Source organism: Pseudomonas sp. WAC2 (assembly GCF_030403525.1).
In the GTDB taxonomy this organism is placed as follows: Bacteria; Pseudomonadota; Gammaproteobacteria; order Pseudomonadales; family Pseudomonadaceae; genus Chryseomonas; species Chryseomonas luteola.
Genome location: NZ_JAUEPD010000001.1, coordinates 816605 through 826704 on the forward strand (window position 1 = coordinate 816605; position 10100 = coordinate 826704).

The 10100-nt window shown below is 50.9% G+C and carries 11 protein-coding genes and 1 pseudogene; 9 read left to right on the forward strand and 3 right to left on the reverse strand.

Annotated elements, in window-relative coordinates:
- Positions 1-109 precede the first annotated feature (109 nt).
- Both QWJ10_RS03715 and QWJ10_RS03720 read left to right on the forward strand, forming a co-directional pair.
- The gene (locus QWJ10_RS03715; RefSeq protein WP_125887340.1) at positions 110-766 is read left to right on the forward strand and encodes a DedA family protein; all 657 of its coding nucleotides are present in this window, start codon (positions 110-112) and stop codon (positions 764-766) included.
- A 3-nt stretch (positions 767-769) separates the two neighbouring features.
- A complete protein-coding gene (locus tag QWJ10_RS03720; protein WP_289924417.1) occupies positions 770-1603 on the forward strand; it encodes a M90 family metallopeptidase in 834 nt (277 codons plus the stop codon).
- Here QWJ10_RS03720 and QWJ10_RS03725 read toward each other — a convergent pair.
- Positions 1543-2652 (reverse strand): mechanosensitive ion channel family protein, encoded by a 1110-nt coding sequence (locus QWJ10_RS03725; protein ID WP_289924419.1) that lies wholly within the window; start codon positions 2650-2652, stop codon positions 1543-1545. The genes QWJ10_RS03720 and QWJ10_RS03725 overlap by 61 nt on opposite strands.
- Positions 2653-2842: 190 nt before the next feature.
- Between QWJ10_RS03725 and ppa the strand changes: the two genes are divergently transcribed.
- From ppa to QWJ10_RS03740, 3 genes are all read left to right on the forward strand, one after another.
- Positions 2843-3370 (forward strand): inorganic diphosphatase, encoded by a 528-nt coding sequence (gene ppa, locus QWJ10_RS03730; RefSeq protein WP_010796890.1) that lies wholly within the window; start codon positions 2843-2845, stop codon positions 3368-3370.
- Positions 3371-3566: 196 nt separating this feature from the next.
- Positions 3567-4781 (forward strand): integrase arm-type DNA-binding domain-containing protein, encoded by a 1215-nt coding sequence (locus QWJ10_RS03735; protein WP_289924421.1) that lies wholly within the window; start codon positions 3567-3569, stop codon positions 4779-4781.
- Between the two features lie 130 nt (positions 4782-4911).
- On the forward strand, positions 4912-5595 hold the full coding sequence (locus QWJ10_RS03740; RefSeq protein WP_289924423.1) for a hypothetical protein: 684 nt from the start codon (positions 4912-4914) through the stop codon (positions 5593-5595).
- Positions 5596-5977: 382 nt separating this feature from the next.
- Here QWJ10_RS03740 and QWJ10_RS03745 read toward each other — a convergent pair whose 3' ends face one another.
- Positions 5978-6697 carry an inovirus-type Gp2 protein gene (locus QWJ10_RS03745; protein ID WP_289924424.1) on the reverse strand — a complete coding sequence of 240 codons (720 nt, stop codon included), beginning with the start codon at positions 6695-6697 and terminating at the stop codon, positions 5978-5980.
- Between the two features lie 353 nt (positions 6698-7050).
- Positions 7051-7278, reverse strand: coding sequence for an AlpA family transcriptional regulator (locus tag QWJ10_RS03750; protein WP_289924426.1), 228 nt, complete (start codon positions 7276-7278; stop codon positions 7051-7053).
- Between the two features lie 608 nt (positions 7279-7886).
- On the opposite strand from QWJ10_RS03750, the gene QWJ10_RS03755 reads away from it, so the two are divergent.
- The 4 genes and pseudogenes from QWJ10_RS03755 (at position 7887) to QWJ10_RS03770 (ending at position 9740) form a co-directional block, all read left to right on the forward strand.
- The gene (locus tag QWJ10_RS03755; RefSeq protein WP_289924428.1) at positions 7887-8216 is read left to right on the forward strand and encodes a hypothetical protein; all 330 of its coding nucleotides are present in this window, start codon (positions 7887-7889) and stop codon (positions 8214-8216) included.
- Positions 8217-8302: 86 nt separating this feature from the next.
- Positions 8303-9271 carry a DUF932 domain-containing protein gene (locus QWJ10_RS03760; RefSeq protein ID WP_289924430.1) on the forward strand — a complete coding sequence of 323 codons (969 nt, stop codon included), beginning with the start codon at positions 8303-8305 and terminating at the stop codon, positions 9269-9271.
- Positions 9272-9344: 73 nt separating this feature from the next.
- Positions 9345-9467 (forward strand): annotated as a pseudogene (locus tag QWJ10_RS03765) (alkaline phosphatase); the annotation flags it as partial.
- 126 nt (positions 9468-9593) lie between these two features.
- Complete coding sequence (locus QWJ10_RS03770; RefSeq protein ID WP_289924433.1) at positions 9594-9740, forward strand: hypothetical protein; 147 nt, start codon at positions 9594-9596, stop codon at positions 9738-9740.
- Positions 9741-10100 lie beyond the last annotated feature (360 nt).

Here is a 10100-nt window from a genome sequence, read left to right on the forward strand (position 1 = left end):
GTGCGGTAGATCGCAAATCCCACCCTACCGTTTACCCTAATGGCTACTCGCGACCTAGAGCCTTCGCCCTATAATGGAGCTTCGACCCGCTGCCATAGATAGGCTGTACATGGACTTTAACCCGATCGATCTGATCCTCCACCTCGACGTTTACCTGGAAATGCTGGTCAGCAACTACGGGTCATGGATCTATTTCATCCTGTTCCTGGTCATTTTTTGCGAAACAGGTTTGGTAGTCACCCCCTTCCTGCCCGGTGACTCGCTGCTGTTCATTGCTGGTGCCATTTGCGCCACAGGCGGCATGGACCCCTGGCTTCTGGGTAGCCTTCTTGCCTTCGCGGCCGTTGCCGGTGACAGCACCAACTATGTCATTGGCCGAACCCTGGGTGAAAAGCTTTTCTCGCGACCAAACTCCAAGATATTCCGTCGCGACTATCTGGAGCGTACCCAGGCGTTCTATGCCCTGCATGGCGGCAAGACCATTACCCTAGCGCGATTCCTGCCCATCATCCGAACGTTCGCGCCATTCGTGGCGGGCATCGGTCGCATGCACTATTTCCGTTTTCTGGGCTTCAGCGTCCTGGGCACGTTCCTCTGGGTAGGCGGTCTGGTTACCCTGGGTTACTTCTTTGGCAATGTGCCGTTCATCAAGCAGCACTTGTCCATGCTGGTTATCGCCATCATTGCCATCTCGCTGCTGCCCATGATCATCAGCATGGTCAGCCGTCGTCTGCGTCCGAGCCCCAGCCGTAGCGAAATCGGCTAACGCATGTGGTCCCTGCGCGCCTGGCGGGATCGACGCGTCCTTAAACGGACCGTTATCCCGCCAGCGCTCTGGGATGAAATTCATTCCCGCCTGCCTATTCTCGACGGACTCCCGCCTGAATCTGATCATCGGCTCCAACAGCGCAGCATCCTTTTCCTGGCACATAAACGCCTGACGCTACTGGGTGACATTGCGCTTGCTGACATTGACCGCCTGGCCCTGGCTACCCAGGCCCAATTGCCCTTGCTATACCTGCCCGAGGAAGACTGGTATGGCAACTTCCACGAGCTGATCCTCTACCCCTCGGATTTTGTCAGCCCACAACGCTACCGTGACGATAGCGGAATCGAACATGAGGAAAGCGAAAGCCATAGCGGTGAGGCTTGGCTACAAGGTCCAGTGATTCTGGCGTGGTCGGGTGTTCAGGAGAGCGGCGACTGGACGGGTTACAACTTGGTCATTCATGAATTGGCGCATAAGCTCGACATGCTCAACGGCGATGCCAATGGCCTGCCCCCACTGCACCGGGACATGTCGCTTCCTCGCTGGGCTGAGGTCATGCAGGCTGCTTACGATGACCTCAACCGACAGATTGATACCCATAAGGAAACACTGATCGATCCCTATGCCAGCGAGCATCCTGCTGAGTTCTTTGCCGTCTGCTGTGAATACTTCTTTACCGCACCCGATGTACTCGATCAGGCATACCCGGATGTTTATATGCAGCTACGTCAGTTTTTCCGTCAGGATCCACTGACGCGGCTACAGGCATTGGCTCAGCGGATTTCAATTCCCGCAGCCGAGTCACCTCCACGAGGAGCGTCCGGCGAACCCTGATAGGCCAAGGGAACCTCCTCCAGAAACTCCAGTGACCGAACAGGCATACCGAACTTGATGCCACGCTGGTCCAGCTCCTTGAGCAGTGCCAGATTGATGTTCTGTTGAATATCCATGTACTGGTTGTAGTCCGCGCTCAACACGTAATACACCACCTCGAATTTCAAGGCGCTACTTTCCAGTGCCAGCAGATGCGCACGATCGAAACGGGTGTTATCCAATGACGTGACAATCTGCTTTACGAGTGGAGCAATTTCACCCACTTGATCGGCAGGTGTGCGGTAACTGATATCGAACTGGAACAGCACCCGCCGCTCGGACATCCGCTTATAGTTATGGATCGTCTGCTGCAGCAGCTTCGTGTTGGAGCAAACCACCTGTTCACCGCTAAGGCTGCGAATCCGCGTGGTCTTGAGACCGATGTATTCAATGGAGCCGGCAATATCGCCAAATACGACGAAATCACCCTGCTCGAAAGGCTTGTCGATACCAATGGACAGCGAGGCAAACAGGTCACTCAGCACATTCTGAACGGCCAGCGCGACGGCAATACCACCAATTCCCAGGCTGGCGACGAACGCCGTGATATCGACACCCAGGTTGGAGAGTACTGCAAGCAGAACCACCGTCCACAAGGCTACCCGGACCATCAGCGAAATCATGGTCATGGTGAGCTGGCTGCGCTGATGGCCATTCCTGTTCTGCAGTGCCGAACGTGCCCACAGCAGAATTGCGCCATCGACCCACAGCCCGAACTGTAGAGCCAGGACCAGGAACCAGATATGGCTGACGCGTGCCTCCCAGCTTGGGCTCAGATCAATGACATACAGTCCGATCTGAATAGCCATGAGCAGAATCAGCAAGCGACTGGTTCGACCAATGATCTCGCCTACGTAATGTGCCCAACCGCTGTTTGCCCGGGAGGACCAATTTACAACGCGACTGGTAACGGCTGTAACGAGCCGGCGAATGACGCCATAGCTGATGATAGTAATGACAAGTGCAAGCGCCAGGTTGATGGCTGTCGCCTCATTGATCCATTGGAACATGCCGATGTTGTCTCCGATTCAGAAGAAAGCTGCCCCGCCCTCTAACAGGCAGGCCTCTTTTTTCGGGTCCGTTACCGTTACAAAGTTCCTGCTTTGAACCTTATCCCACCCCAAGGCTCGAATCGCGGGTCAAATATGCCTATACTCCAAACCACATCAATTTGGCCTACCAACAAAGGTGAGTCGCTCTATGAGCTATAGCAAGATTCCGGCCGGCAAAGACGTGCCGAACGACATCTACGTCGCGATTGAAATCCCGGCTAACCATGCACCCATCAAATACGAAATCGACAAGGACAGCGATACTCTGTTTGTCGACCGGTTCATGGCGACCCCGATGTTCTATCCGGCCAACTATGGCTATATCCCCAACACGCTGGCTGATGATGGCGATCCCCTCGACGTGCTCGTCGTAACGCCTTACCCGGTTACACCAGGCGCCGTCATTCGCGCACGTCCGGTTGGCGTACTGCACATGACCGACGAAGCCGGTGGCGATGCAAAATTAGTTGCCGTTCCGCATGACAAACTGTCTGTGCTGTACCATGATGTAAAGGAATATACCGACTTGCCGGCTCTGCTGTTGGAGCAGATCAAGCACTTCTTCGAGAACTACAAGGATCTTGAAAAAGGCAAGTGGGTAAAAGTTGAACGCTGGGGCAATGCTGAAGAAGCCCGTGCGGAGATCTTAAAGGCAGTCGCGGCTTACCAAAAATAAGTCGCTACTACCTCACGAAGCCGGCCACAAGCCGGCTTTTTTATTGTCCGAAATAAACCTATTCAGTCCGAAATATAACCTGATAGCCTGGCTATTCAGAGGGCTTCAGGCATTTCGACGTCCGATGGCGTTCAATGCCATTTGACTTCATCCGATGATGAAGTGGGGGGACATGTGGGGGGACAGGGGAAATCCAATGGGTAAGCTAAATCCAAAACAAGTCGAAAACCTGACCGAACCTGGTACCTATGAAGATGGTGACGGGCTTCGCTTGGTTGTCAAACCTACCGGGCGTAAATCTTGGCTTCTTCGCTTCCAACTGGCGGGTCGTCGTAGAGAGATGGGTTTGGGTTCCTTCCCTGAAGTGAGTCTCAAGAAAGCCAGACAAGACGCCAGCGCTAAACGTAGCCAACTCAGCGACGGCATCGATCCCCTGGCAGCCAGAGACATAGCGCGCGCCGCTCACCGGGAGGCCCAGCGTGCAAGCGAAGCCAAGCAATTGAAGTTTGAGACGCTCGCAGCGGAATATTGTGATGCTCACGGCGCGGCATGGTCGGAGAAATGGCGTAAAGGCTGGCTACGAAAGCTGGAGCTGTATGCTTTTGACCACATAGGCAAGCTGTCAGCCGAAGACATCAAGACATCCGAGGTGCTTAAGGTGTTGCAACCCATCTGGATCACCAAGACCAGAACCGCTGACGAGGTACGTGGGCAAATAGAGCAGATCCTGGATGCCGCCAAGGCACGTAACCTGCGAGAGGGGGAAAATCCCGCTCGCTGGCGCGGGCACCTGGACAACTTGCTGAGTCGTGCTGAAAAGAAGAAAGCTCGGAAGCGCGAGCATTTCAAAGCGTTGCGGTGGCAGGACGTTCCATTCCTAATGGCCAAGCTAAATACAAAAACAACGCTGGCGTCCTTGGCCACACAGTTGTTGATTATGACTAGCGCCCGCGCCCATATGGTGAGATTTGCTCGCTGGGATGAGTTTGATCTGAAAGCTGGCACCTGGGCTCTGCCAGATGAACGTATGAAAATGAGAGTAGCTTTTGTAGTCCCGCTTGCCGAAGAGGTCGTAAGGCTCGTGCAGAGCATTCCACGAGATGAAAAAAGCCCCTTCCTATTTCCAGGCCGGGGTAAGTCAGGGGTCATGCATGCAAACGCTGTACGAACACTCCTTCACGACATGGAATATGAATACATCACACGACACGGCTTTCGCTCCTCATTTCGTGACTGGGCAGGGGAATGTACTCATTACCCCCGTGAGGTGTGCGAGATGGCACTCGCGCATGATGAGCGAAACCAAACTGAAGGAGCATACTCTCGCTCCGACTTCCTCAATAAGCGGCGCGCCTTGATGAGCGACTGGAGTAAATTTATTACTTCCATGACAACAGCACCTCAACGTTGAGCTTGAGAATATTTCTGCCTTACCGGACAGAAGTAGATATTTCATCCTCCTCAGCCCCAACAGCATGACATATCTCCCAATGAAGAAAATGAAGCTTCCACTACTTTCGCCAGCCCAATTCGCAACACATATGAACGAACATATTGGCAATATCACAATTGGCGCAGCCATCGCCCGAAATCAGTTGATTCTCCGAGAGCACTTCTTCGAGCCGCTACTTGAACTTGAAGAGTATCTTAAATTATTAGAGGACATCCGATCTGTCACAAGTGACCCTGCACTGCAGGCTCAGCTAGTAGAAAAATGGGAAAATGAAGTCTACGAGCTTAATGAGGGAATCAATGGGCTCGATGAAGAAATCGCTATACTGTTCAGGCATGTGAGATATGCGTGTCTATATCTTGAATTAGCTAAAGCAGCTGAAAATAATAAAGACTGCGAGCGGGCGTGGGCCTTTAATAACGAGGCTAGCCTAATCACTGGTGGAATCATAGAAGAATCAGCAGTCATCCAGAAAGAGGTAGAAGCTAACAGGCGTGCCAAACAAAACAGCGAGAATGGTAAAGGACGAATTAGAAATTTCCTCCCAGCCAAACAAGAGGCGGCAAGACTGCTAGATAAATTAAAACCAGAGGGTGGCTGGCCAACACTAGCGAGCGCAGTTTCAGCCTTAGATGAGCCATTAGGGAACTTCATTGACACCAATCGAATTGGCGGCATAAAAAGCTCAAACATCCGAGTCCTTTTAGAAAAAAACTGGATACCTAAGGATGCGCTCGTTAATAATGCTTGGCTCAACAGCAAACGATCCTAAACCAACATAATTAGGTGTAAAATACTAATTCAATCTGGCATCTATAACCAAAACCCTATAAGTATTAGAGAAAGTTAGAACTTATCGCATAATGACTATCCAGTAGAGAGCACAGCTCTTGATCTCCCTCGCGAATCTTTCGGGCGCGGTCGATTCATTTTTCCCATACCACGTCCTTCATTTTGAAGCTTCATGTAAAGGTCTGTCTTAGTAAGGTAAAACACCGCGTTCCGCAAGCCCTCGCGTAGCTGGGTATCTGCATGATCGACCATGCCAATTCCACAGCTCTTATAGACAAACTTGACCGCATTGCAATTGTAATACAGGCCTCGGCCTTTCGTTATCACATCAATCCAATACCGGCCTATCAGAGTAGCTCTCGTTATATCCTCTCGAACCTTAGAACCATCAAAAAAAACATCATATGGTAGTGGAATCCTTTCTCTGGACCGTGCTCGAGCTTCCAGATCCATCCCACCATATCGGCAAACAATTTATTCGACCTGGCATTCTCGAAAAGATGCTCTCGATCCCGTGCAGCTTCAGCCTGCGTAGTTTTGGAGTTTTCCTTCGAATAAGAGAGATCAATCCTTAGCACCAAAAGTTTTGAATATCGTTCAAACAACGCATCTATGTATTTTGTTAGTTCCTTATGATTTTTATTGCTCGATCGCCGATAGCTGTTGAGCTTGGACTGAAACTGCTTTGACTTGCTTTCTTGGCGAATTTTATCGACACACTTATTCAAGTGACTCATAAGCTCTCGAGCATTACTTACGGGGACTTCTAATCGCTGCGGCAGATGGAGCCGATATAGACCAAACTCCAAAATTTGTTCCAGCGCCATTTCAATATACGGTTCAAATTTATAAAGCGAGTTGAATTGGCTGTCAGTAGGAATTTTGGCCTTGAGTAACTTAAGCAGTATCTTGCCTGGAGCATTAATCTCCAGGCATGCATTACCAAATTCATCTACAACACAAATCTTAAAAGCATCCCCTTCCGACTTGATAAGCTTTTCCACTAATAATGACATACTCTTCAGCATACATATCAACCCAAGATCCAGAGCACCTACTTCACCTACTCCTTTTACATGCATATTTATCTTACTCACGAGCGCTAGATAGCGCTTACCTTCATTACACCTCACAAACACCTCATCATATTTCCAGGCTTTCGGTCATCAATGATGAACCACTTATTAACTTGATAATCAGTAAGCCCATCCAATTTTATATTTATCCCCACTCTTACCAAATGGTTTTATTAATTTAATTTTACTAATAGAATATAAACCATAATTATTCAGGCACACCGATCCCTTTCAAAGAACTACTAGCAATAGACTTCACAATGAGAAGACGCATTAAAAAGATATACGGAGTTAATGTATGAACTCAGCACAAAACAGCAAGGATATTTTCAGCCTTCCCAGATGTGGATACACCTCAACTACCGCACGTCCTTGGCAGAGATGCGCTGTTCAATCCAAGCAGTAATCTCGGACTCAATCCATCCAATGGCCGCGGCTCCCAGCTTAATCGGTTTTGGAAACGTAGCGTCGTACCTTGGCGACTGGACGTCCATGCGATCGTAGATCGTTGACCGGCCCAGGCCGATACGTTCGGTTAATTGTTTGATGCGTAAAATCCTCGGGTGGGGAACAGGTTGTGTACTCATCACTTGCCTTCTAGTTATGTTTCCAGCGGAGGCTAGACTTTAGGTCTCGCTCGCCATAACAAAAAGGCTTATAGCGACAAGTATTTTTCTACGACTCCATGGCCTGATCTAGCCTGAAATCAGCGAACAAAATATTAGAGTAATGGGAGCCGCACGATTTCCTAACAATTACCAGAACCAATCCATCAACTTTGTCGTCGAGCTCGCCTTCCATCTCTATGCGGGAAAGGACAGGGAGTCAGCTTGGCTTTTTTGAAAAAGCTGCTGGTTGGCTTTAACAGGACTCTACAACCATCTCCTGTCTTGACTGATCAAGCAGGAGGCGCGCATTGATGGAGCTGGTCACTGGGCATGCCATAAGGTGTTTAAGTAATCTCCATCAGCGAAGCTGATTCGTGCCGAATTCTTACTCAAGGACCTTCAATGAGATGAAAAGTACCAACTCTGCACCATAGGAACTAATCCCGTATTCGATAAGAACTAACTCCATCTTATTTTGGCTAGCGAGCACTACATCACGAGTGCCTTATCTCGCTCCACACGCCACATTGAAAAGCATTTCACGCCTATATCACTACACTGAACATCCACCATGGAATCCAAAAACCATGTCATTTCAGTGCCCTTGCTGTAACGCTAGAAAAATCGCTGCCCTCAGAACAGCCCGAACGGTCGGTGCCATTATTGGCTCAATCGGCGGCGCTGCACGAGGAGCGAGCTCCGCGCTCGCCGGCAGCCAAATAGGTGCCACAATTAGCACTCTTACCAGGCCGCCTGGCTTCGCTACTGGAACAGTCTCTGCCGCAATCCTCGGTGGACTGGCCGGCTGTGTAGGCGGCTGCGCTATTGGCGCCCAACTTGGCGAAAAGCTGGATCGCCACGTGTTAGCAAATAATCTCTGTCTTATCTGTGGGCACCGCTTCAACCTGCCTAGTTAATTAGCTTCCCCTCCCCTAATCATCCCTGGCTAGTGCTGCGCTCTGCGCGGCATTTATGCCGATTTACACCCAAAGGAATCTCAACCATGGCTCATCTCGTCGAAAAAATGGCCTATGTCGGCACTACCCCGTGGCACGGTCTGGGCAACAACCTACCCAAGAAACAGCCTATTGAAATTTGGCAACGTGAAGCGGGCATGGAATGGCAGATTCAGGAAAGTCCGGTGCACTTCAAGTCGGATGCCGTTGGTCATCTTGGGTCGATCCACACTTTCCCCGCGCAAAAAGTATTGTATCGCTCAGACACAAAGGCCCCGCTGTCGGTGGTCTCGCAGCGTTATCACACAGTGCAACCGCGAGAGGTGCTGGAATTCTACCGTGATCTCACCGAGGTTTCCGGCTACGAGCTGGAGACAGCTGGCGTACTTAAAGGTGGACGGAAGTTCTGGGCACTGGCACGCACCGGACTAGGTACGTCGATCAAGGGGAATGACCAAGTTAACGGGTATTTATTACTAGCCACATCCTGTGATGGCACCCTAGCCACCACGGCAACTCCGACTACCGTTCGCGTGGTGTGCAATAACACCCTGACTATATCCTTGGACGGCAACAGCCGCGCCATAAAGGTGCCACACAACACACGGTTCAACTCCCAGGCCGTGAAGGAGCAGCTGCATATCGCCGTCTCGCCATGGGATGACTTCATGTACCGCATGCGCCACCTAGCTGATCGGAAGGTGCATTGGCATGAGGCGATGGGGTACCTCATGAACGTCATGTGTGAAGCCGGCCCTAACAGTCAGTTACCCGAACAGCTTCCCAACGAGCGCGCCCTGCGCAAAGTACAGGAGCTGTATGAGGGGCGTGGTCGAGGTAGCCAGCTGGAGTCGGCAAGCGGTACCGCCTGGGGCCTGCTCAATGCCGTGACAGAGTATGTTGATCACGAACGTCGTGCGCGTAGCACTGAGTACCGGCTGGACTCGGCCTGGTTCGGCCAGGGCGCGCAGATCAAGCAACGTGCTTTGGATGCGGCTCTACAGCTTGCCGCCTAAGCCCTTATCTCTCAATTTTATCGCCCGGTCAGCTTCGCGCTGATCAGGCTTTTTATGTCCTCACGGTGACATCATGAAAACCACATCATTGAAGCGCAACACCCGCAAACCACGCTCAGCCCTGCGCCTTATCAGCACCACGGAACGGCCCTACGAAGAGTGGCTTGAGGTACACAAACGGGGCATCGGTTCCAATATCCCTTATTCCGGTAGCGAGCCACCTGAAGGTTCGCTGCCCATGGAAGCTCGCTTTATGACACCACAAATTCCAGGCCGCCTAGTGCACCTGTCTGAACGGAGCCGACTATAAAGAGAACGCTTCATGAATCTGTTGCGCTTCGTGATCTTATTGTTTGTATTCATCGGCGTGCTGGCCAGTAGTGCGGTTGCTGTAGCGCTATTGCTACTCATGCTGCGTTTCTGGCCGGTACTACTTGTCGTCCTACTCGGATGTGGAGTGTTCGGATGACTACTAAGCCGAGCCAGGAAATCTAAGGAAAGCTCTTAATTTAGAGCTCTGCACTAAGTCGACCTCGGCATATCGAGCCGAGCTTCAAGATGAATCAATGTATAATGCAGAATAACTCGATAAGGGGTCTGGCAAGCGCCCAGAACCCCCAGCAACAAGCCTATGCCGCCAGGCATTAAGTTCTACCAAGTTGTACCGGAAAGCAAAACAATGAGCTTTTGAGTTATTTTACGTGGCCCATTGAGCAGCACCAAAGCGAACTAAGTGCTAGCTGAAATACCCAACTGACGCCCGATAGCGCTCAACGTAGATGGTGTAAGCACTTCGCTTACACCATCTTTTTTTGCCCTGCTAGTTTTA

Bases quoted from the DNA above. Each gene is read 5' to 3' on its own strand.
- QWJ10_RS03715 (WP_125887340.1), top strand. From the start codon at position 110: ATGGACTTTAACCCGATCGATCTGATCCTCCACCTCGACGTTTACCTG.
- QWJ10_RS03720 (WP_289924417.1), top strand. From the start codon at position 770: ATGTGGTCCCTGCGCGCCTGGCGGGATCGACGCGTCCTTAAACGGACC.
- QWJ10_RS03725 (WP_289924419.1), bottom strand. From the start codon at position 2,652: ATGTTCCAATGGATCAATGAGGCGACAGCCATCAACCTGGCGCTTGCA.
- ppa (WP_010796890.1), top strand. From the start codon at position 2,843: ATGAGCTATAGCAAGATTCCGGCCGGCAAAGACGTGCCGAACGACATC.
- QWJ10_RS03735 (WP_289924421.1), top strand. From the start codon at position 3,567: ATGGGTAAGCTAAATCCAAAACAAGTCGAAAACCTGACCGAACCTGGT.
- QWJ10_RS03740 (WP_289924423.1), top strand. From the start codon at position 4,912: ATGAACGAACATATTGGCAATATCACAATTGGCGCAGCCATCGCCCGA.
- QWJ10_RS03745 (WP_289924424.1), bottom strand. From the start codon at position 6,697: ATGCATGTAAAAGGAGTAGGTGAAGTAGGTGCTCTGGATCTTGGGTTG.
- QWJ10_RS03750 (WP_289924426.1), bottom strand. From the start codon at position 7,278: ATGAGTACACAACCTGTTCCCCACCCGAGGATTTTACGCATCAAACAA.
- QWJ10_RS03755 (WP_289924428.1), top strand. From the start codon at position 7,887: ATGTCATTTCAGTGCCCTTGCTGTAACGCTAGAAAAATCGCTGCCCTC.
- QWJ10_RS03760 (WP_289924430.1), top strand. From the start codon at position 8,303: ATGGCTCATCTCGTCGAAAAAATGGCCTATGTCGGCACTACCCCGTGG.
- QWJ10_RS03770 (WP_289924433.1), top strand. From the start codon at position 9,594: ATGAATCTGTTGCGCTTCGTGATCTTATTGTTTGTATTCATCGGCGTG.